At 72.1% G+C, this 20,329-nt stretch carries 18 protein-coding genes and 1 tRNA gene; 12 read left to right on the top strand and 7 right to left on the bottom strand.

Annotated elements, in window-relative coordinates; translation table 11 throughout:
• Positions 1-67: 67 nt before the first annotated feature.
• Positions 68-415: a WhiB family transcriptional regulator gene (locus ACWD6P_RS27630; RefSeq protein ID WP_451446870.1), complete on the bottom strand. Its 348-nt coding sequence runs from the start codon at positions 413-415 to the stop codon at positions 68-70.
• 381 nt (positions 416-796) lie between these two features.
• Between ACWD6P_RS27630 and ACWD6P_RS27625 the strand changes: the two genes are divergently transcribed.
• The gene (locus ACWD6P_RS27625; protein WP_451446869.1) at positions 797-3,004 is read left to right on the top strand and encodes a transglycosylase domain-containing protein; all 2,208 of its coding nucleotides are present in this window, start codon (positions 797-799) and stop codon (positions 3,002-3,004) included.
• Between the two features lie 314 nt (positions 3,005-3,318).
• On the opposite strand, the gene ACWD6P_RS27620 is transcribed toward ACWD6P_RS27625, so the two are convergent.
• Positions 3,319-3,783: a GatB/YqeY domain-containing protein gene (locus ACWD6P_RS27620; protein WP_451446868.1), complete on the bottom strand. Its 465-nt coding sequence runs from the start codon at positions 3,781-3,783 to the stop codon at positions 3,319-3,321.
• Positions 3,784-4,010: 227 nt separating this feature from the next.
• Here ACWD6P_RS27620 and ACWD6P_RS27615 point away from each other — a divergent pair, with 227 nt between their 5' ends.
• From ACWD6P_RS27615 to ACWD6P_RS27605, 3 genes are all read left to right on the top strand, one after another.
• Positions 4,011-4,937 carry a metallophosphoesterase gene (locus ACWD6P_RS27615; RefSeq protein ID WP_451446867.1) on the top strand — a complete coding sequence of 309 codons (927 nt, stop codon included), beginning with the start codon at positions 4,011-4,013 and terminating at the stop codon, positions 4,935-4,937.
• Between the two features lie 168 nt (positions 4,938-5,105).
• Positions 5,106-5,837 carry a Pr6Pr family membrane protein gene (locus ACWD6P_RS27610; protein WP_451446866.1) on the top strand — a complete coding sequence of 244 codons (732 nt, stop codon included), beginning with the start codon at positions 5,106-5,108 and terminating at the stop codon, positions 5,835-5,837.
• Between the two features lie 12 nt (positions 5,838-5,849).
• A tRNA-Pro gene (locus ACWD6P_RS27605) sits at positions 5,850-5,923 on the top strand.
• A 261-nt stretch (positions 5,924-6,184) separates the two neighbouring features.
• On the opposite strand, the gene ACWD6P_RS27600 is transcribed toward ACWD6P_RS27605, so the two are convergent.
• The 4 genes from ACWD6P_RS27600 to ACWD6P_RS27585 form a co-directional block, all read right to left on the bottom strand.
• Positions 6,185-7,282: a caspase, EACC1-associated type gene (locus ACWD6P_RS27600; RefSeq protein ID WP_451446865.1), complete on the bottom strand. Its 1,098-nt coding sequence runs from the start codon at positions 7,280-7,282 to the stop codon at positions 6,185-6,187.
• A complete protein-coding gene (locus ACWD6P_RS27595; RefSeq protein WP_451446864.1) occupies positions 7,269-7,688 on the bottom strand; it encodes an effector-associated constant component EACC1 in 420 nt (139 codons plus the stop codon). The genes ACWD6P_RS27600 and ACWD6P_RS27595 overlap by 14 nt, the downstream gene beginning before the upstream one ends.
• Positions 7,689-7,758: 70 nt before the next feature.
• On the bottom strand, positions 7,759-8,877 hold the full coding sequence (locus tag ACWD6P_RS27590) for a hypothetical protein (RefSeq protein WP_451446863.1): 1,119 nt from the start codon (positions 8,875-8,877) through the stop codon (positions 7,759-7,761).
• Between the two features lie 71 nt (positions 8,878-8,948).
• Positions 8,949-9,857, bottom strand: coding sequence for a hypothetical protein (locus tag ACWD6P_RS27585; protein WP_451446862.1), 909 nt, complete (start codon positions 9,855-9,857; stop codon positions 8,949-8,951).
• Between the two features lie 272 nt (positions 9,858-10,129).
• On the opposite strand from ACWD6P_RS27585, the gene ACWD6P_RS27580 reads away from it, so the two are divergent.
• The 7 genes from ACWD6P_RS27580 (at position 10,130) to ACWD6P_RS27550 (ending at position 17,237) form a co-directional block, all read left to right on the top strand.
• Positions 10,130-10,819, top strand: a complete 690-nt coding sequence (locus ACWD6P_RS27580; protein ID WP_451446861.1) for a response regulator — start codon at positions 10,130-10,132, stop codon at positions 10,817-10,819.
• 9 nt (positions 10,820-10,828) lie between these two features.
• Complete coding sequence (locus ACWD6P_RS27575) at positions 10,829-12,001, top strand: sensor histidine kinase (protein ID WP_451446860.1); 1,173 nt, start codon at positions 10,829-10,831, stop codon at positions 11,999-12,001.
• Between the two features lie 88 nt (positions 12,002-12,089).
• A complete protein-coding gene (locus ACWD6P_RS27570) occupies positions 12,090-12,485 on the top strand; it encodes a hypothetical protein (protein ID WP_451446859.1) in 396 nt (131 codons plus the stop codon).
• Between the two features lie 2 nt (positions 12,486-12,487).
• Complete coding sequence (locus ACWD6P_RS27565; protein WP_451446858.1) at positions 12,488-13,408, top strand: ABC transporter ATP-binding protein; 921 nt, start codon at positions 12,488-12,490, stop codon at positions 13,406-13,408.
• A 2-nt stretch (positions 13,409-13,410) separates the two neighbouring features.
• Positions 13,411-15,018 carry a hypothetical protein gene (locus ACWD6P_RS27560; RefSeq protein ID WP_451446879.1) on the top strand — a complete coding sequence of 536 codons (1,608 nt, stop codon included), beginning with the start codon at positions 13,411-13,413 and terminating at the stop codon, positions 15,016-15,018.
• Positions 15,019-15,146: 128 nt separating this feature from the next.
• On the top strand, positions 15,147-15,890 hold the full coding sequence (locus ACWD6P_RS27555; RefSeq protein WP_451446857.1) for a TetR/AcrR family transcriptional regulator: 744 nt from the start codon (positions 15,147-15,149) through the stop codon (positions 15,888-15,890).
• 54 nt (positions 15,891-15,944) lie between these two features.
• Positions 15,945-17,237, top strand: a complete 1,293-nt coding sequence (locus ACWD6P_RS27550; protein WP_451446856.1) for a cytochrome P450 family protein — start codon at positions 15,945-15,947, stop codon at positions 17,235-17,237.
• Positions 17,238-17,338: 101 nt separating this feature from the next.
• Here ACWD6P_RS27550 and ACWD6P_RS27545 read toward each other — a convergent pair whose 3' ends face one another.
• A complete protein-coding gene (locus tag ACWD6P_RS27545; RefSeq protein ID WP_451446855.1) occupies positions 17,339-18,172 on the bottom strand; it encodes a class I SAM-dependent methyltransferase in 834 nt (277 codons plus the stop codon).
• Positions 18,173-18,361: 189 nt separating this feature from the next.
• Here ACWD6P_RS27545 and ACWD6P_RS27540 point away from each other — a divergent pair, with 189 nt between their 5' ends.
• Positions 18,362-20,152 carry a S9 family peptidase gene (locus ACWD6P_RS27540; RefSeq protein WP_451446878.1) on the top strand — a complete coding sequence of 597 codons (1,791 nt, stop codon included), beginning with the start codon at positions 18,362-18,364 and terminating at the stop codon, positions 20,150-20,152.
• Positions 20,153-20,329: the final 177 nt, after the last annotated feature.

Below are 20,329 nucleotides of genomic sequence, written 5' to 3'. Positions count from 1 at the left end.
GCCGTCCGGCCAGATGCCCGACCAGTCATCCGATCAGTCGCCTGACCGTCTGCCCAACCGCCCATCGCTACCCGACGGCGGCGTACTCGTCCTCGTCGAAGGTCTCGTCCTCGCAGTCCACCGGCAGAATGCCCGTGCTGCGCTCGTATTCCGTACGCGCTGTCTCCAACAGGCGGCGCCATGACGTCACGGTCGGGCGGCGGCGCAGCAGCGCCCTCCGCTCGCGCTCGGTCATCCCGCCCCACACGCCGAACTCCACCCGGTTGTCCAGGGCGTCGGCCAGGCATTCCGTGCGTACCGGACATCCGGTACACACCGCCTTGGCACGATTCTGTGCCGCGCCTTGAACGAACAGTTCATCCGGATCGGTAGTGCGGCAGGCTGCCTGTGCACTCCAGTCGGTTACCCAGCCCATGCTGGCGCCGTCCTCTCCCGAATCGAGGCTCCCCCACGGCGGCAATCGGCATATTCACCGTTGCCAGTTGAGGACGTTACGGAAGGCGAGCAGGGCGCAACACCCCCTTCGGGCCCAATCTTGAATGGCCCGAACGGACTATGCGTACGCGGCAGATCACCCAACGGAGTGACCGGACGACATGTGTCACTTAACTCACAAGGCAGGACACTTCACCGGGTTGACGCGGGGTTTCTGTCGCACACACGGGCACGTGGGGGTGGATCCGCGCGGGGGGAGGGGTTGACGAACTGGGGCGTAACTCTTCGGCTGTGTCAGCTGAGGACAGGCTAAGCGAACAGGTGCGCCCCTGTCCGGCGAATGAGAACGTAGGCTGCCCCCATGCCTAAGAAGCGCGATGGCGGGGGTCTGTCCAAGACGCAGCAAGCCGCCAAGTTCCTCGGTGTCAGCGTCCTGGCCGGAGCGGTGCTCGCCGGGCTCGCGCTCCCGGCGGCCGGGGCGCTGGGCCTCACGGCCAAGGGATCCGTCGAGGGCTTCGACGACATCCCGGCGAACTTCAAGACCCCGCCGCTCAGCCAGCGGACCACCATTCTGGACGCCAAGGGCGGCGAGATCGCCAAGGTCTACTCCCGCGACCGCACGGTCATCGGCCTCAAGGACATGTCGCCGTACATCCAGAAGGCGATCGTCGCGATCGAGGACGCGCGCTTCTATCAGCACGGCGCCATCGACATGAAGGGCATCCTGCGCGCGCTCAACAAGAACGCCCAGTCGGGCGGTGTCTCCCAGGGCGCCTCGACGCTGACCCAGCAGTATGTGAAGAACGTCTTCGTCGAGGAGGCCGGCAACGACCAGACCAAGGTCGCGCAGGCCACCCAGCAGACGATCGGCCGCAAGATCAAAGAGCTCAAGTATGCGATCCAGATCGAGAAGCTGGGCAAGCGAAAGATCTTGCAGAACTACCTCAACATCACTTTCTTCGGGCAGCAGGCCTACGGCATCGAGGCGGCCGCCCAGCGGTACTTCAGCAAGCACGCCAAGGATCTGAACCTGGAGGAGTCGGCGCTGCTGGCCGGCATCGTCCAGTCGCCGAGCCGCTACGACCCGGTCAATGCCCCGCAGGAGGCCACCCGGCGGCGCAACACCGTGCTGCAGCGGATGGCCGACCTCAAGAACATCACCCAGGCGCAGGCCGACGCGGCCGCCAAGAAGCCGATCAAGCTGGCGGTCAGCCGTCCGAAGAACGGCTGCATCACGGCCACCGACGGCGCCGGTTTCTTTTGCGACTACATCCGCAAGGTCTTTCTCAGTGACAAGGCTTTCGGCAAGAACCGCAAGGAGCGTCTGAAGCGCTGGGACAAGGGCGGGCTGACCATCCGCACCACCCTCGATCCACAGACCCAGAAGTCGATCCAGGCGTCGGTAAACGATCACGTCTACGAGGACGACCCGGTCGCCACCGCCGCCACCATCGTCGAGCCGGGCACCGGCAAGATCCTCGGCATGGGCCAGTCCCGCCCGTACGGCTTCGGCGAGAACCAGACCGTGCTCAACCTCTCGGTCGACAACAACATGGGCGGCGGCGCCGGCTACCAGCCCGGTTCGACCTTCAAGCCGGTGATCGCGGCGGCCGCGCTGGAGCAGGGGACCAGCCCCGAGCAGGAGTACTCCTCGCCGTACCGGATGCCGTATCCGAGCCCGGTGCAGACCTGCGAGGGGGAGTGGCGGGGCTCCCCCGCCGACACCACCCAGAACGAGAACAAGCGGGAGGTCGGCCCGTACGGCATGAAGGAGGCGACCGCGAAGTCGGTCAACACCTACTTCGTGCAGCTGATCAGCGACATGGGCATCTGCCCCGCGGTCAAGATGGCCCAGAAGATGGGCATCGAGCGGGCGGACGGCAAGCCCTTGCAGCAAGTTCCGTCGATGACGCTCGGCGTGCAGGAGACGTCGCCGCTGACGATGGCCTCCGGTTACGCCGCCTTCGCCAACGGCGGGGAGTACTGCTCGCCGGTGGCCATCGAGTCGATCACCGACGCGCGGGGCCGGGCGCTGAAGGTCCCGCAGACGAGCTGCCGCAGCGCGATGTCCAAGAGGACCGCGGACACGATCAACACCCTCCTCAAGGGCGTCGTCGAGGACGGCACGGGCAAGCAGGCCGGTCTCCAGGGCCGCGACAGCGCCGGCAAGACCGGCACCAGCGACAGCCGCTACGCCGCCTGGTTCGTCGGCTACACCCCGAACGCGGCCGGCGCCGTCTGGGTCGGCGACCCCCAGCACAAGCGCAAGATGTACAACATCACCATCGGCGGCGTCCCGCACGACAAGGTCTACGGCGCCGACACCCCCGGCCCCATCTGGCGCGACGCGATGACCGGAGCCCTGGCCGGCCGGCCTGCCCCCGCCCTGCCCACCGTCCCGGTCGGCGACCCCGCCAAGGACAGGGACAAGGGCCAGGGTGACGACGGCAAGGGCCGCGACAAGGACAAGCCCGGACGGGGCCACGGCGGCGGCGACGACAAGCCGGGCGGCGGCTGGGACATCCCGGACTGGCCCGACTTCCTGGGTGGCGGCAACGGGGGTTGGTAGCGGGCGAGTTGGGCACAGGGTCGCGGCCGCGGCCACTGGTTGGGCCGCAGGAGGCCGGTGGCCTAGCAGGTCGGAGGTCGGCGGTCGTAGCAGGCCGGTGGTCTTAGCGGGCCGGTGGCCGGAGCAGGTCGTCGTGACAGGCTCGTGCGAGCCGTCCGTACAGGCCGTACGGCCAGCCCATGTGGCCGGACAGGGCAGGTCAGGGCAGGGCAGTGAGCGCGACGAGGGGCGCCCCCAGCAGCGGGGGCGCCCCTCGTCCTTCCCTCAAGACTTCACGTTCATCCGGACGTCCGTCCGGACTTTCCTCCGGCGGCTCAGCCGGCCAGCAGCTTCTTCACCGCCGCGGCCACCCGGCCGCCCTCGGCGCGACCCGCCACCTGCGGGTTGACGATCTTCATGACGGCACCCATCGCCCGTGGCCCCTCGGCGCCGGCGCCCTTGGCCTCCGCCACCGCCGCCGCGACCAGCTGCTCCAGCTCGTCGTCGGTCAGCTGCTTGGGCAGATAGTCGGCGAGCACCTCGCCCTCGGCGCGCTCGCGCTCGGCCTGCTCGGCACGGCCGCCCTGGTCGAAGGCGTCCGCAGCCTCCCGGCGCTTCTTCGCCTCCCGCGTGATGATCTTCTCGACCTCGCTGTCGGACAGCTCACGCGCCTCCTTGCCCGCGACCTCTTCCTTCTGGATCGCGGTCAGGGTGAGACGGAGGGTGGAGGAGCGCAGCTCATCGCGCGCCTTGATCGCGACGGTGAGGTCGTCCTGCAGCTTGGACTTGAGCGTGGTCATGCCGTCGAGTATGCCCCGCCCCACCGACAACCGCCGCGCCTTTTCCTCCCGAGCCCCGCCTCAGCCACGGAGGGAGACCCTGCCCCGCCCCGCGAGGGGAAGGCCACAGACCCCCCGCCCCTGAGAGGCCACACCCAGCCCGGCTCGGCCCGGCCCGCGGAGGCCCCCGCCCCGCCCGGCCCTCGCCCTGCCTGCAGGGACCATCGCCACTCTGCAACGATGGGTCCATGCGCGCGCGATACGGAGTACCCCTGACCCTGACTGCAGTCGGCGCGGCCGGCCTGGCCTACGCCGCCGGCTTCGAAGTCCGCTCCTTCCGCCTGCGACGCGTCACGGTGCCCGTACTCCCCCGTGGCATGCGTCCGTTGCGCGTCCTCCAGGTCTCCGACATCCACATGGTCGGCGGACAGCGCAAGAAGCAGCGCTGGCTCCAGTCGCTCGCCGGGCTGCGCCCCGACTTCGTCATCAACACGGGTGACAACCTCTCCGACCCCGAGGGCGTCCCCGAGACGCTGGACGCGCTCGGCCCGCTGATGGAGTTCCCCGGCGCGTACGTCTTCGGCTCGAACGACTACTACGGCCCCAAGCTGCGCAACCCCGCCCGCTACCTGCTCGAACGGGTCCAGGGACGGCACGGCCTCAACGGAAACGCCCCCGTCGTGGGCGCCATCCACAACCCGTGGGAAGAGCTGCGCGACGCCTTCGACACGGCCGGCTGGGTCAACCTGTCCAACGCCCGCGGCCGCCTCAAGCTGGAGGGCGTCGAGGTCGCCCTGACCGGTCTGGACGACCCGCACATCAAGCGCGACCGCTACGCCGAGGTGGCCGGCGGCCCGGAATCCGGCGCCGACCTCTCCCTGGCCGTGGTGCACGCCCCCTACCTGCGCTCCCTGGACGCCTTCGCCGCCGACGGCTACCCGCTGATCCTGGCCGGCCACACCCACGGCGGCCAGCTCTGCATCCCCTTCTACGGAGCCCTGGTCACCAACTGCGACATCGACACCGACCGCGTCAAGGGCCTCTCCACCCACACCTCCGCAGGCCGCACCTCCTACCTCCACGTCTCCGCCGGCTGCGGCACCAACCGCTACACCCCGGTCCGCTTCGCCTGCCCCCCGGAGGCGACGCTGCTGACGCTGACGGCGCAGGCGTAGGCGTAGGAACGGTCGGCGACGCCCCTGCCACCCCGGACACCCCGGGCCCCCGGGCGCAGGGGCAGGCCTGGCCGGACGGGTCAGGCCGAAGGACCCACCGGTGGGGGCTCCCCCCGGCATCCCCCACCCCTCCCCTGTTTCCGTCCGTCACCCCCCTAACGTGGAGGAATGTCCGACCCCACCCGGACCTCGCAGTCCACGCGCCACGCCACCGGCCCGGCCGGCGCCGCCGCCCGCACCCCGGCCGCAGCCGTAGCCCCCACGATCCGCCGCCCCCTCGCAGGCGCCTTCCGCCTCCTCCTCGCCACGGGCGCCCTCTCCGGCCTCCTCCTCGCGGCCCTCAGCACACCCACCCCCGCCCGCCTGGCCGCATCCTTCACCGCACAGACCGCCCTCGCCCTGGCCCTGGTCTCCCTCTGCTCCGCCCACCGCGCCTGGACCGGTCGCCGCCCCGTAAGCCCCCGCCTCACCGGCGCCCTCCTCTCCTACGTCTGCCTCGCAGCCCTCGTCCACCACTGCCTCCCCCTCCTCCCGGCCGGCACCCCCACCTCCTTCACGCTCCCCGGCACCGCCGCCCCCACCACCGCCCAAGCCATCTCCCACCTCCTCCTCTTCACGCTCACCCCCCTCGCCACCGTCGCCGACTGGCTTCTCCTCACCCCCGCTCGCCACTTCCGCCTCCCCTACGCCTGGCAGTGGCCGGCCTACCCCCTCCTCTGCCTCGCCCTCACCGCCCCCTCCCTCACTGCCGCCCCCTCCCCCACCGCGTCCACTGCCCTCGCCATCGCCCTCGCCGCTTGCCTCCTCCCCTTGATCGCCCTCGCGATCGACCAGGTCAGGCCCTCTCCCCGGCGCCACAACAACCGGATTTCGCCTACGGGGATCAGTCCGCTAAAGTAGAGCTCGTTGCTTCGGGGTGTAGCGCAGCTTGGCAGCGCGCTTCGTTCGGGACGAAGAGGTCGTGGGTTCAAATCCCGCCACCCCGACTGAGAAGTAGCAGGTCAGGCCCGGTTTCCGGAAACGGAAGCCGGGCCTGATGCGTTGTGGAGCCGCTGCGGGGTGGGCGGGGAGTGGATCTTGGGGTCGTGCTCGCCGGGTTTCTCGCTCTGACGCTCCTTCAGGGGTCGCGTTCTTGCCTGCCGGCACTGCATCGGACGTGAGCTGAGTCACGGAGTCGAGCCACCGGCCGCCGACCCAGGTGCAGAGATCCGACCGACCGCCGGATGCGTCTGCCCGTCTGCCCGATGTCACGCAGGCGCGTTGCTGCGCCAGTACTTGAGGCTGGAGCGGGCCGCGGAGAGGGCCGGGTCGTCGGGTGGGGCCAGGGGTTGCCAGTCGGTGAGGGTTTGTTCCAGGAGGGTGCAGGCCTTGTGGGGGTCGCCGGATTCGCCGGTGGTGGAGGCGTGGACGTGGCGGTAGCGGAGGGTGTCGGGGTCGACGGGGCCGAGGTGGGCGGCGGCGTCGTGGGCGATGGCCTCGAAGAGGTGGGCCGCCTGGGCCGTGCGTCTGGGGCGTCCTTGCAGCCCTAGGGCCTTGACCTGTTCGGCGAAGCGGGCGCGGGCGAGCAGGCCCTGGCGGGTGTGCGCGGTGCCGTGGGCGGGGTTGCGGAAGAGGGCGAGGTCGCCGGTGGTGCCGAAGGCGCGTTGCAGGGGCTCGGGGAGGCCGGCGGCCTGGAGGGTGACGGACAGGTGCCGGTAGAGCGTGGTGAGGTCGAGGTGCTCGGGGCCGTCCGGCACTCCTTCGGTGAGCAGGCTAAGGAGTGCGGTGGTGAAGCCGGTGCGGGTGTGGCCATCGGGGGTGTACGCCCGTTTTGCACGGCCCGCGGCGGCCAGTACGTGGATGTCGGACGCGTCGGCCGCGTCCAGGGCCCGGCCGGCGAAGCAGCAGTCGAGGACGGCGACCTTGTGCTCGGCACGTACCTGGCGCATGGCCTGGAAGACGGTGGCGACGGGCAGTGAGGTGCGCTCGGTGCGGCGGCCGTCGTCCACCGAACCGGGCAGGGCCAGGCAGAGCCGGTTGTCCACGCCCCGCAGCCCGTGGCCGGCGAAGTAGAAGAGGAGGACGTCGAGTTGCTCGCCGGCGGGCGCGGGGAGGAGCCGGAAGACATCGGATGCGGTCTGCGGGTCCACCCGGCGGTGTACGGCGCCGGGGTCGAAGACGCCCGGCGGGCCGGTGAGCGCGTCGGCCAGCTCGGTGACGCTCGCCGAGGCCTGGGGGAGCGGCGGCAGGGTGCTCGGTACGACGTGGGTCGCGGTGCCCACCAGGACGGCGGCCGACCGCCGGGGCGAGGGGACCACCGGCGGCCAGGGCACCGGGCGGGCGGCCGGGTGTTCAGCGAGGGTCACCGGGACCGGGCTCCAGGAACGTGCGCAACTGCTTCTCCACGGCGGCGGCGTCCTCGGGGTTGCCCGCCGAGAGCTCGATGCCGGTGCCGTCGGGCCGGGTCACCTTGAAGCTGACCCGACGGGAGCGGCAGCGCTGGGCGAGCCAGACCGCCACCCCGCCGACCAGCGCCTCCAGCACCGGGCCGACCGCGCCCAGCACCTCCGCGGCGTCCGCGAGGCCGCCCTGGTGGCCCGGTGCCGGCGGGATCATGCGCAGCCGGGTCGAGCCGCTGAGGTCCTCGTCGTCGTTCAGCCAGTCGGCGAGGGACTGGGCCAGGGCGTCGGCCTCCTCCGCCTCCCCGTCGAAGGCGAAGGTGATGGTGGGAGGGGTGGGGGTGGTGAGAGAGGTGTTGGGGGTGGGGTTCATGGTGGGCGTGCTCCGGGTGTCAGGGCAGGGTGGTTTCAGGGGTGGGGAAGGGTGGTCGGGGCGGGCGGGGTCAGAAGTTCGGGGCGTAGGGGTCGTGGCCGGGGGCGGGGGCGGGGCTGGTGCCGGGGGTGGGGGCGGAGCGGCGGGCCGTGGTGAACAGGGGTGGGCGGCCCGGGATTTCGTACGGGAAGCGGAAGGCGGCCGAGGCCTGCGGTACGTCGACGAGGTCGGCGAGGATCTGCTCCCAGCCGCCCAGGGGCTGCGGCGCCTCCTGCCGGTAGGTGGTGTCCAGCCAGGTGTGCTGCAGGCCGGTGAGGGCGGCCCACGCGGCCGCCGTCTCGTGCGGGGGCACCGCACGGGCCACCGCGCCGCCGGCCCCCGCGGTGGACGGCGGGACGACGGAGGGGGCGGCGGTGGACGGGGCGGCGGTGGACGGGGCGACGGTCGCCGCGATCAGTTCGGCGAGCGGGAGGGGGGCCGGTCCGGTGCCGGCCAGGGAGATGCGCAGGCGGTAGGTGCGGCCCGAGCAGGCGGTCAGCGCGTCACGGTAGAGGCCGGCCGCCCGCTGGGCGAACGGATCGGGCGCGATGTACTGGGTGAACACCGGGCTGGGCTGACCCGGCTGGGCGAGCCTGCCGTACTCCTGGGTCAGGTAGCCGAGGTAGGAGAGCAGCTGCTGCGGTGGTGCGTACGGCTCCAGGAAGACGCCGACCACCGTGCGGGTGTCCGCGCGGACCAGCGCCTCCCACACCGGTTCCCAGCTCACCGCCTCCCCGAGCAGCGGGGTGAAGGCCACTCCGAGCGGGAAGTCGGTGTCGCGGCGCTGCAGCCACGACCAGGAGAGGCGCTTGCGGACCTCGGCGAGGCCGGCGGGGGGCTGCGCGAAGGGGACCAGCACGGTGTGCAGTTCGGCGGCGTCCTCGATGGGGGCGGCCCGTACGTGCCGGGGGGTGTCCGCCAGGGCGTCGCGCAGGGCGAGGGCGGCGGCCGAAGCGGAGCGGCCGTCGGGGCCGTGCGTCCGGCACAGCAGCGTGCAGCTCACACCGCCGCCCGGCTCGGTGGCGTAGCGCAGCTCGAAGGCGCGTCCGTCCGGCTGCCACTGCCGCGACAGCCAGACCTGTTCGAGGGTGGCCGCCTCGATGCGCCGCTGGGCTTCGGGCAGGCCGATGTGCGCGCCGCTCTCGGACATCGCCGGTTCCGGTTCGAGCCGGAGCCCGGCCCAGGCCCATGCTCCCGAGGGCCCGTTGGTGGCCAGGACGCTCATCCGGTGGTGTCGGCCCCACCTGCGGGCCGGGTCTGCGCCTCCCCGGGCTGCTGCGGCAGCTTGGTCGGGGCGGGCGGTACGACGGGCGGGACGGCGGGCGGCGGCGGGGTGCCGCCCACGGCCGGCTGCGCGGCCGGTGCGGGCGCCACCGGCGTCCCGTCGACGGCCACCATCAAGCCCTCGCGGCAGGCGAGGTGAACGGCCTCCCGCATGGCGCGGGCGCCCTCGCTGCGCAGCATCTGGTGCTCGATGGCGTTGTCGCCCTTGAGCCCGCGGAAGAAGTCACCGAGGAACTGGCCCATCAGCTCCGTACCGCGGCGCGAACGCCACATCATCCAGCCGAGGTAGAGGCTGCTGCCGTAGTTGAAGACGGAGACATAGGCGGTGTACGGAGGGTCGTTGAGGGTGATGCGGGTGCCGTGGCCCCTGGCGGTGAGGGGGTAGCGGCGGGAGCCGAGCGTCTGCGTGATCGTCGCGTAGACCGCGGAGGCCCGGTCGGGGCGGTCGGCCAGCAGCACCCGCCACTCGGCGACCGGCTCGGGCAGCCGAGACGCCAGCAGGACGATCCAGAAGACGGCGAAGGAGGCGAGCTGGGCGAACGCCAGCCAGCCGGTTCCGGAGCTGGAGCTGGAACCGCTGTCGCCGGACCCGCCGTAGCCGAAGGGGTCCGAGGATTCCTGGCCCATGCCGGACAGGAGCGAGACGATGCCGATGAAGGCGGGGATCGCGCCGACGACGACTGCGGCGACGGCGGCCCGCAGCCACAGGAAGAAGATCGTCTTCGCGCTGACGCTCTCGTTGAGGGCGAGTTCGATGGGCTGATAGCGCAGCGTCTTGTCCAGGTAGGCGGCGTTCCCGTCGCCTCCGCGCCAGCCAGGGAGTGGTGTCTCGCTACCAGTGATCATTTTCCCCCGATCAGCAACTGTGCGCCCGGGGAACGGGCGCCGGATCCCTACTGTGGCACAGCTCGATCCCCGTTTCACCAGTAACTTCCCATTCAGCGACGGCAGTTGACGGCAGTTGACGGCCGCTGTGGCGACCTGCGCGAAGGGCGCCCGGGGCGTGGCCCTGCGGCGTGGGCGGAGACCTCCCGGGGGCGCGTGCGGAGACCGCCCGGCAGCGTGGGCGAAGGCCGCCCCCGGCTCGTCCGCCCCGCCGTACGGCAGAATTCCCGCCCGTGACTATTCGTCTACTGATCGCCGACGACCAGGAGATGGTCCGTCGGGGAATACGGCGCATCGTGGAGACCCAGCCCGACATGGAAGTGGTCGGCGAGGCGACGAACGGCGTGGACGCCGTGGAGTTGGGGCGCACACTCGCCCCGGATGTCGCGCTGGTGGACATCCGTATGCCGGGGATGGACGGTCTGGAGGTGACCCGCCGCCTAGCCGACCCCGCCGCGCCCCACCCCGTCCGCATCGTGATCGTGACGACCTTCGACCTCGACGAATACGTCTACCCCGCGCTGCGTTTCGGTGCCTCGGGCTTTCTGCTCAAGCGGTCGGGGCCGACGCTGCTGGTGGAGGCGGTCCGGGCGGCGATGGCCGGGGACAGCCTGATCAGCCCCTCCGTCACGGTGCGACTGCTGCAGCACGTCACCGGTCCGACGGCCGGCCGGCGGCCCCGGCGGCAGCGCGACTCGGTGCTGACCGAACGCGAGGTGGAGATCGCCGGGAAGGTCGCCGAGGGCAAGACCAATTCCGATATCGCCCGCGAGTTGTTCATCTCGGCGGGCACGGTCAAGACCCATGTCGCCAGCATTCAGCGGAAACTCCAGGTACGCAATCGGGTCGGGGTCGCGGTACGGGCCTGGGAGCTGGGATATGCCACCGGGCAGACCCCGGGCCCCTCTGGGGCAGGTGCGTAGCCTCGGTCCATGGATGACGACATTCCTCCCCGGCAAAGGCGCGGCCGCTGGGCCGGGGTGGCCGCGGCGGCAATGCTCCTCCCCGCCGTCATATCTCCCCCGAGCGCCTATCCGCCGGCGGTCATGGCCGCGGTGACCCTGACCGTGGCGATCCTGGCCCGGCCGGCCGGGCGGATCTCGCTGGGACGGGCGGCCGGCGGCGCCGCGCTGCTCTCCCTCGCCGTGGACGCCGCCTCCTTCGGGCAGCCGGGCCTGGTGCTCCTGTGGTACCCGTTCGAGACGGTCGCGCTGCTCGTCCTGCTGGAGCGGGTGGTACGCCATCTCCCTGCCCCCCGCGTGGCGTTCACCGGCCCGCTGACCGGGGCCGCCGCGATCCTGCTGCCGCTGCGCTTCACCCTGTACGCGCCCCAGACCGGGCTCAAGGAGTCGGTCTTCGCCGCCTCCGTGGCCCTGTTCCCGGCCGCCGTGGCGACCGGCATCGGGCTGTATCTGCGGTCGCTGGACAACCGCCGCGCACGGGCCGTGGTGCAGGCCCGGCGCGAGCAGCGCCTCGAAGTGGCCCGCGATCTGCACGACTTCGTCGCCCACGAGGTGACCGGCATCGTCCTGGAGGCACAGGCGGGCCAGCTCGGCCCGGACGCCGGCGGCGCGGAGCACCGGGACCTGCTGCAACGCATCGAGAAGGCCGGACTGCGGGCCCTGGACTCCATGGACCAGATGGTGGCCACGCTGCGGGAGGCGGACGGCCGCAAGTGGGGCGAGCCGCCCCCCACCCGGCTCCACGGCCTGGCCGACCTGCCCGAGCTCGTCGGCCGCTTCTCGTCCATGGCCGCCGCCGAGGTGGCGCTGGACCTGGAGGACGAGGTGGCCGGCGCCCTCTCGCGGGAGGCCGGGGACACCGCGTACCGGGTGGTGCTGGAGGCGCTGACCAACGTACGGCGGCACGCCCCGCAGGCCGGCCGGGTCGAGGTGTTCGCCGGACGGACCGCCGACCGGGCCGTGGAGGTCTCGGTGACCGACGACGCGGGGGCCGCCGCGCCCAGTGGCGCCCGGCGGGGCGGCGGCACCGGACTGGCGGGCCTGGACGAACGGGTCGGCGCGCTGGGCGGCACGCTGGAGGCGGGCCCGCACGGCCCCGGCTGGCGGGTCAGATGCCTGCTGCCGGCGCCGGCAATCCGCTGAGCCGATATCTGCCGATCGGCAGATGTGGGGGCCGCCGGGAAACGCGATTCTCTCCGCAGTGCACCATCCCGCACCTCTGGAGGAATCGATGTTCTCAGGCGCCATCCCGAAGCGGCCCGCCGCACTCGTCGTCGCGGCGGCGGCCGTCGCCGCCGCCCTCGGCCTCACCGGCTGCTCCGTGGACGCCTCGAAGGCGAAGCCCGAGTCGAAGACCTTCGCGTACGCCGGCAAGGCCCTCAGGCTGACCACGCACGAGGTCGCCACCAAGGTCGTCGCCGCCGACCGCGCGGACATCAAGGTCACCCGCTGGTTCGACGCGGCCGCCGGCAGCGAGCACCTGACCTGGGTCCTCAAGGGCGACACCCTCGACATCGACGCCGGATGCAGCGGGATCGCCATCTGTGACGCCCGGTTCGAGGTCGAGGTCCCCAAGGGCGTCGCGGTGACCAAGGACGGCGAGCGGATCCCGAGCGGAAAGCGCTGATCATGCTCGAACTCGTCGGCATCACCAAGGTCTACAAGGGCGGCAAACGCGCCGTGGACGACCTGACGATGCGCCTGGGGCCCGGCATGCTCGGCCTGCTGGGCCCCAACGGCGCCGGCAAGTCGTCCCTCATGCGCATCGCCGCCACCGTCACCCGCCCCACCGCCGGCCGGCTCCTCTTCCACGGCGAGGACGCGGTGGCCAGGCCCGACGCGCTGCGCCGGGCGCTCGGTTACCTCCCGCAGGACTTCGGGGTCTACCCGAACCTGACCTCCCGCGAATTCCTGCGGTACCTGGCCGCCGCCAAGGGCGTCTCGGCCAGGACCGCCAGGGCCCGTGTCGACGAGCTCCTGGAGCTGGTCAATCTGACCGAGGCGGTCAAGCGCCCCCTGGGCACGTACTCGGGCGGGATGCTGCGCCGGGTCGGCATCGCCCAGGTGCTGCTCGCCGACCCGCAGGTGATCGTCGTGGACGAGCCGACCGCGGGGCTCGACCCCGAGGAGCGGGTCAGGTTCCGCAACCTGCTCAGCGAGCTGGCGGCCGAGAAGGCCGTGCTGCTCTCCACCCACATCGTCTCCGACGTCGAGTCGGTGGCCTCCGACATCGCGGTGCTGGCCGGTGGCCGGCTGCAGCGCCGCGGCACCCCCGAGGACCTGCTGCGCTCGGTGGCCGGCCAGGTGTGGGAGGTACTGGTCGATCCGTCCTCCGTACCGGCGGTGCAGGCGCGGTACACCGTCAGCCGGCTGGTGCGCACCACCGACGGCGTACGGATCCGGCTGCTGTCCGACGAGCTGCCGTACGAGGGCGCGGTGCCGCTGACGCCCGACCTGGAGGACGCCTACCTCGGCATCATCCGGCGGTCCGAGGGCGGCCGGCCCGCCCCTGGCTTCGGCGAACGGCCGCAGCGGGCAGGGGCGGTGTGACGATGCTCCGGACGCTCACCGGGCTCGCGCTGGCCGACTTCCGCGACCGGGTACGCCGTCCCGCGTATCTGGCCGTGCTGGCCGCGGCCGTCGCCCTGGGGTATGTCGCGGTGCCGGACTCGGACGCCACCTGGATGATCATGCAGCTCGGTGATCACCGCGGGGTCTACAACAGCGCCTATGTCGGCATGGTGACGGCGCTGGCCGCCGGCCTGTGGATCAGCCTCGGCGGCTTCTCCCTCGTCCGCAACTCCATCGAGCGCGACCGCGGCACCCGCGTCGGCCAGCTGCTCGCCGCGACCCCGCTGCGCACCACCGCGTACCTGCTCGGCAAGTTCCTCAGCAATCTGCTGCTGCTCTCCTCCATGCTGGGCGTGCTCGCGGTCACCGCCCTGGTGATGCAGCTGGCGCGCGGCGAGTCCCGCGACGTCGACCTGTTCGCCCTGTGGCAGCCGTTCGTCGTGATCGCGCTGCCGCTGGTGGCGCTGACCGCCGCCTTCGCCCTGCTCTTCGAGTCGCTGCCGCTGCTGCGCACCGGCGTCGGCACCATCCTGTGGTTCTGCGGATGGCTGGTGGTCTCCACGGCCGGACAGGGCCCCGGGCTGCCGTTGGACGGCATCGGCGTCAACAGCGTCGCCAGATCGATGTACGCCGACCTGACCGCCCAGCACGCCGACGTCAGCGGGGCGTTCAGCCTGGGCCTGACCTACCTGGACAAGCCGCTTGAGCTCTTCACCTGGCACGGCTTCTCCCCCACCGCCGGCTATGTGCTGGGCCGGCTGACGCTGCTGCTGTCCGCCGTCGCCCTCGCCATGCTGCCGGCGCTGTGGTTCGGCCGCTTCGACCCCTCGCGCGGCCGCCGGCACCGGCCGGCCGACGGCCACCAGACCCCGGCCGACGGCGCCGGCCGGGCGGTCTTCGTCGACGAGGCGGGGCGCTGCGCCGCCGGGTCCGGGCCGGCCGTCGCCACGGTGCTGCGCACCCGCCCGCAGCCGGGCGCGGTGACCCTGCGGCTGTGGGCCGGTGAGGTCCGCATCCTGCTGCAGGGCGTGCGCTGGTGGTGGTGGCTGGGTGCCGCGTTGCTCTTCCTGTGCGCGATGGGCGCCGCCACGCTGCACGGCGTCGTCCGCGTCATGCTGCCGCTGGCCTGGATCTGGCCGGTGCTGATCTGGTCCCGGCTGGGCACCCAGCGCCATGAACACGGCGTGGGCGGCATGCTCGGCGCCTACCCCGCGGTGCGCCGCCGGGTCCTGGCCGAATGGGCCGCGGGCCTGACCGTCACCGTCGTGGCCGGCGCCGGCCCCCTGATCCGTCTGATCGCCGCCGCCGACGGGCCCGGTCTGGCCGGCTGGTGCGGCGGCGCCCTGTTCATCCCGTCCCTCGCGCTGGCCCTGGGCACCGTCAGCCGCACCCACCGCCTCTTCCAGGCGGTCTATGTGCCGCTGTGGTACTCGGTCGCCAACGGCCTGCCCGTCTTCGACTTCATGGGCGCGCTGCGGGACGGCAGCGAACCGGCCGCCGTCCAGGCGCCGATGACGCTCGTGGCTTCCGCCGCCCTGCTGGCCGTGGTCCTCCTGACCGGCGTACTGCGCCGCTTCAGCCGCGACTGAGCCGCGGCCGGACCGCGCGTCCGGCCAACTCGCCTGGCCGGAAACCGACTTACCCCCTTGCGCCGCGCGGCCTAGCTTTGACTGTGTGACCGGATTCGAAATCTGGTCACGACAGCGGAGGGGGGACCGTGGAACGGGCGGAGCGTGCCGAGCGCATCCTGGAGGCGGCGGCGGAGCTGCTGCTGGCCTGGGGGTACGGCCGGGTGACGATCGAGGAGATCGCCCGGCGCGCCAAGGTCGGCAAGGGCACCGTCTATCTGCACTGGAAGACCAAGGACGCCCTGTTCCTGGCCGTCATGCTCAAGGCGCAGTCCCGAAGCCAGCAGGTCCAGTTGGACCGGATGCGCGCCGACCCGCTGGAGATCCTGCCGAGCCGGATGGTCGGCGGGGTCTTCCGCGACATCCTGGGCAACCCGGGCGATCCGGTGCTGCGGGCCCTCTACACCGACGACTCCGACATACTCGGCCGGCTCAACGACACCGCCAAGAAGGAGTTCGCGGAGCTGATCGCGCACGGCGACCGGGCGCTGTGCCGCCATCTCGAAGTGCTGCGCGCACACGGGCTGGTGCGCGACGACACCGACGTCCACCACCAGCGGTACGCCCTGTTGGCCATCATCACCGGCTTCTTCACGACCGAAGCGCTGATCTACGACCGTGCCCCGGACACCCCGGAGGTACGGGCGGACATCCTCGCCCGAACGGTCCGCAGCGCGCTGGAGACCCCGGCCGCATCCGATCCGGCCTCCTGCCCGGCCCCCGACTCCGACTCCGTACGCGCGGCCGCCGCGGCCGCGCCCGAGATCATCGCGCTCTACGAGCAGCTGGCGGAGCTGCGAACCCAGGAGATGCGCCGGCAGGTGCGCAGCTGACGTCGAGTCCCACCCTGACTCCAGACCGACCTCCCAACCTGAGGAGAACGAAAGATGTCGGAATTAACCACCTCTCCGTTCGCCGAGCACGTGGGGAAACACCCGGGTGAGCCGAATGTGATGGAACCGGCCCTGGTCAACGACCCGTTCGGCGGCTACGGCGCGCTGCGCGAGCAGGGCCCGGTCGTCCGCGGACGGTTCTTCGACGACACCCCGGTGTGGTTCGTCACCCGCTTCGAGGAGGTCCGCCAGGTCCTGCGCGATCCACGGTTCGTGACCAACCCGGTCCACCCGGCCCTGGACCGCGCGCCCGGGGACAACCCGAGGGACCGGCTGCTGGAGTCCATGGGCCTGCCCGAGCACCTGCACATCTACATGACCGGCTCGATCCTCAACAACGACGCCCCCGATCACACCCGGCTCCGCCGCCTGGTCTCCCGGGCCTTCACCGCACGGAAGATCACCGATCTGCGGCCGCGCGTCGAGCAGATAACCGACGAGCTGCTGGACCGGCTGCCGGAGCACGCCGAGGACGGCGTCGTCGATCTGATCCGGCACTTCGCCTACCCGCTGCCGATCACCGTCATCTGCGAACTGGTCGGCATCCCCGAGGCGGACCGCCCCCAGTGGCGCAGGTGGGGAGCGGCGTTCGTCTCCCTCCAGCCGGAACAGCTGGGCCGGGCCTTCACGGAGATGATCGACCACATCCACGAGCTGATCCGCGAACGGCGCAAAGCGCTCACCGACGACCTGCTCAGCGAGCTGATCCGGACCCATGACGACGACGGCGGCCGGCTCAGCGACGTCGAGATGGTCACGATGGTCCTCACCCTCGTGCTCGCCGGTCACGAGACCACCGCGCACCTCATCGGCAACGGCACGACCGCGCTGCTCACCCACCCCGACCAGCTGCGCCTGCTCAAGGACGACCCGGGCCTGCTCCCGCGCGCCGTCCATGAGCTGATGCGCTGGTGCGGGCCGGTGCAGATGACCCAGGTGCGGTACGCCACCGAGGACATCGACGTCGCCGGTACCCGGATCGCCAAGGGCGACGTCGTCCAACTCGTCCTGGTTTCCGCGAACTACGACCCGCGCCACTACACCGACCCGGACCGCCTCGATCTGACCCGGCACCCCGCCGGCCACGCCGAGAACCACGTGGGCTTCGGCCACGGGCCGCACTACTGCCTGGGCGCCTCGCTCGCCCGGCAGGAGGGCGAGGTCGCCTTCGGCAAGCTGTTCACGCGCTACCCCGACGTGTCCCTGGCCGTCGCGCCGGACGAACTGGAGCGCGTGCCGTCACCGGGCGCCTGGCGGCTGACGTCGCTGCCGCTGCGGCTGGGCTGAGCCGCACGCATACGGTGCCGTGCCGGGCGGGCGTCCGGCGCGGCACCGGTGCGTGCCCGCGGTCCGCGGCGTGATCCCGGCGCTCGTGCTCGGCAAGCAGGTCAGCGCGGGCGGCTCGCCTTGAGCGAGTACATGAGCGGGATGCGGGGGCGGTCCCCGGGGAACCGGTAGTAGCCGTCGTCACCGCGGCGAAGGTCCCCGAAGCGCTGGAACATCGTCATGTCGTGCTCATGCAGGAATTCAAGGCGCAGACCGGCCCCGCACAGGGCCGAGACGACCTCCCCGATGGGGTGCTGCCATTCGACGCTGCGGTTGTGGACCGTCGGCGCGCCGAAGTCCGTGTAGGTACCGGGCACTTCGTCGACCCAGGCGTCCCGGCTGAAGTAGTCGTGCACGATCCGCGACCCGCTCTCGTCGTCCAGCACATCGCACAGCGGGTGGAACTCGGCGAGGTAGAGGAACCCGCCCGGCGCGACCAGCGAGGCGGCGGTGTCGGCCCAGCGCTCCAGGTCCGGGAGCCAGTTCAGGGCCCCGATGCCGGTGTAGACGATGTCGTAGGCGTCGTCCGGGACGGCCTCGGCGGCGTCGTAGACGTCGGCGGCGACGAACGCCGCGCGGTCCGGGCCGTAGCCGAGCTCGCCGGCCAGCTCGCGGGCCGTGTCGATCGCCGGTTCGGAGAAGTCCAGGCCGACGACGCGGGCGGCGCCGCGGTGGGCCCAGGAGAGCGTGTCCTGGCCGAAGTGGCACTGGAGGTGGAGCAGGGACCGGCCGGTGACATCGCCGACCTCGGCGGCCTCGAAGTCGCGGATCACGTCCCGGCCCCGGCGGAACTTCTCCTGGTCGTAATAATCACTCGCGGTGTGGATGGCCACGCGCTCGTCCCACCTGGCGCGATTGGCTTCCCGCCAGTCGTCGGGACCGTTGTGTCTTCGCATACCGCGAAGTTATCCACAGCCTTGCCGACCTCGCCAACGCGATTCGAGCGCCGGGCGCAGAATGGGCCCATGACTGACGAGACGACCGCAGGCCCCGACCGCTCCATCGATCCGACCCATCCGACGACCGACGCCGCCCGCTCCTCCGCGACGGCGACGGGCCCGGCCGCCCCGATAGCGGACAAGGGGATGCCCGACTGGGAGAAGCGCTTCCGCGCGCCGCGGATCGGGCTGCCGGACTGGGCCGAGGACGCCCCGGACCGCTCCCTGTTCGTCTCGAACGCCACCGGAACCTTCGAGCTGTACGCCTGGGACCGGGCGACGGGCGGACAGCGCCAGGTCACGGACCGGCCGAACGGCACGACGGACGGAACGCTGTCGCCGGACGGCGAGTGGATCTGGTGGTTCTCGGACACCGACGGGGACGAGTTCGGCGTCTGGATGCGCCAGCCGTTCGCCGGCGGCCCGGACGAGCCCGCCACCCCCGGCCTCGGCCCCTCCTACCCCGGCGGCCTGGCGATCGGCCGGGACGGCACGGCGGTCGTGGGCCGCTCGACGGACGAGGACGGCTCGACGGTGCACGTCGTCCCGCTGGGGCAGCCCCCGGTGGAGATCTACCGCCACCGCGAGTCTGCGGGCGTCGGTGACCTCTCCCACGACGGCTCGCTGATCGCCCTCGAACACACCGAGCACGGCGACGCCATGCACTCCGCGATCCGCGTCGTTCGCCCCGACGGCTCCACGGTCGCCGAGCTGGACGACACCAACGGCGGGACCGAGGAACTGGGCCTGTCGGTGATGGGCTTCGCGCCGGTGGACGGCGACTCCCGGCTGCTGGTCGGACATCAGCGGCGGGGCCGCTGGGAGCCGATGATCTGGGATCCGCTGACCGGCGTGGAGACGCCGCTGGAGATCGACCTCCCCGGAGACGTGGGCGCCGACTGGTATCCGGACGGCTCCGCGCTGCTGGTGGAGCACGAGTACCAGGCGCGCAGCGAGCTGTGGCGTTATGAGCTCTCCGGCGCGGGCGACCAGGTGCTGACCCGCGTCGAGACCCCGGCCGGTACGGTCTCGGGCGCGACGGCCCGGCCGGACGGCGCGGTCGAGTTCCTCTGGTCGTCGGCGGCGCAGCCCCCGGAGGTCCGCTCGACGACCGGCAAGGTGGTCCTGGACCCGCCCGGCATGAAGGCGCCCGGGTCGGTGCCGGTGCGGGATGCCTGGGTGGAGGGCCCCGGCGGCCGTATCCACGCACTGGTCCAGCAGCCGCCCGGCGACGGCCCCTTCCCGACCGTCTTCGACATCCACGGCGGCCCGACCTGGCACGACAGCGACGCCTTCGCCTCGTCGCCGGCGGCGTGGGTGGACCACGGCTTCGCGGTCGTCCGCGTCAACTACCGCGGCTCGACCGGCTACGGCCGCGCCTGGACGGATGCGCTCAAGCACCGCGTCGGTCTGATCGAGCTGGAGGACATCGCCGCGGTGCGCGAGTGGGCGGTCTCCTCGGGTCTGGCGGATCCCGCGCGGCTGGTGCTGGCGGGCGGCTCGTGGGGCGGCTATCTGACGCTCCTGGGCCTGGGCACCCAGCCGGACGCCTGGGCGGTGGGCCTGGCGGCGGTCCCGGTCGCGGACTACGTCACGGCGTACAACGACGAGATGGAAGCCCTCAAGGCGATGGACCGCACCCTGCTGGGCGGAACTCCCGAGGAGGTCCCCGAGCGCTTCGAGGCCTCCTCCCCGCTGACGTATGTGGACGCGGTCCGGGCGCCGGTCTACATCTCCGCGGGCGTCAACGACCCGCGCTGCCCGATCCGCCAGGTGGAGAACTACGTCCAGCGCCTGGAACAGCGCGGCCACCCGCACGAGGTCTACCGCTACGACGCCGGCCACGGCTCCCTCGTCGTGGAGGAGCGCATCAAGCAGGTCCGCCTGGAACTGGACTTCGCCGAGCGCTACATCAGCGGCGAGAACCCGCAGGGCTAGGAGGGCGCCCGCGGCAGGGAGTGCCAGGGAGTTACCGCCCCCGCGCGGCCCGGACGACCGCCCCGCGCGGCCCGGACGACCGCCCCGCGCGGCCCGGACGACCGCCCCGGGCGGCCCGGGCGATGCTCAGTCCCTCGGTGCCGGAGAACGCGGCCGGCACCGAGGGCACGGGGGGAC

The organism is Streptomyces sp. NPDC002446 (genome assembly GCF_053595675.1).
This window is presented reverse-complemented; position numbering and strand designations above follow the sequence as displayed.

Coding starts and splice junctions, on each gene's coding strand:
- ACWD6P_RS27630 (WP_451446870.1), bottom strand. CDS start 415: ATGGGCTGGGTAACCGACTGGAGTGCACAGGCAGCCTGCCGCACTACC.
- ACWD6P_RS27625 (WP_451446869.1), top strand. CDS start 797: ATGCCTAAGAAGCGCGATGGCGGGGGTCTGTCCAAGACGCAGCAAGCC.
- ACWD6P_RS27620 (WP_451446868.1), bottom strand. CDS start 3,783: ATGACCACGCTCAAGTCCAAGCTGCAGGACGACCTCACCGTCGCGATC.
- ACWD6P_RS27615 (WP_451446867.1), top strand. CDS start 4,011: ATGCGCGCGCGATACGGAGTACCCCTGACCCTGACTGCAGTCGGCGCG.
- ACWD6P_RS27610 (WP_451446866.1), top strand. CDS start 5,106: ATGTCCGACCCCACCCGGACCTCGCAGTCCACGCGCCACGCCACCGGC.
- ACWD6P_RS27595 (WP_451446864.1), bottom strand. CDS start 7,688: ATGAACCCCACCCCCAACACCTCTCTCACCACCCCCACCCCTCCCACC.
- ACWD6P_RS27590 (WP_451446863.1), bottom strand. CDS start 8,877: ATGTCCGAGAGCGGCGCGCACATCGGCCTGCCCGAAGCCCAGCGGCGC.
- ACWD6P_RS27585 (WP_451446862.1), bottom strand. CDS start 9,857: ATGATCACTGGTAGCGAGACACCACTCCCTGGCTGGCGCGGAGGCGAC.
- ACWD6P_RS27575 (WP_451446860.1), top strand. CDS start 10,829: ATGGATGACGACATTCCTCCCCGGCAAAGGCGCGGCCGCTGGGCCGGG.
- ACWD6P_RS27570 (WP_451446859.1), top strand. CDS start 12,090: ATGTTCTCAGGCGCCATCCCGAAGCGGCCCGCCGCACTCGTCGTCGCG.
- ACWD6P_RS27565 (WP_451446858.1), top strand. CDS start 12,488: ATGCTCGAACTCGTCGGCATCACCAAGGTCTACAAGGGCGGCAAACGC.
- ACWD6P_RS27560 (WP_451446879.1), top strand. CDS start 13,411: ATGCTCCGGACGCTCACCGGGCTCGCGCTGGCCGACTTCCGCGACCGG.
- ACWD6P_RS27550 (WP_451446856.1), top strand. CDS start 15,945: ATGTCGGAATTAACCACCTCTCCGTTCGCCGAGCACGTGGGGAAACAC.
- ACWD6P_RS27545 (WP_451446855.1), bottom strand. CDS start 18,172: ATGCGAAGACACAACGGTCCCGACGACTGGCGGGAAGCCAATCGCGCC.
- ACWD6P_RS27540 (WP_451446878.1), top strand. CDS start 18,362: ATGCCCGACTGGGAGAAGCGCTTCCGCGCGCCGCGGATCGGGCTGCCG.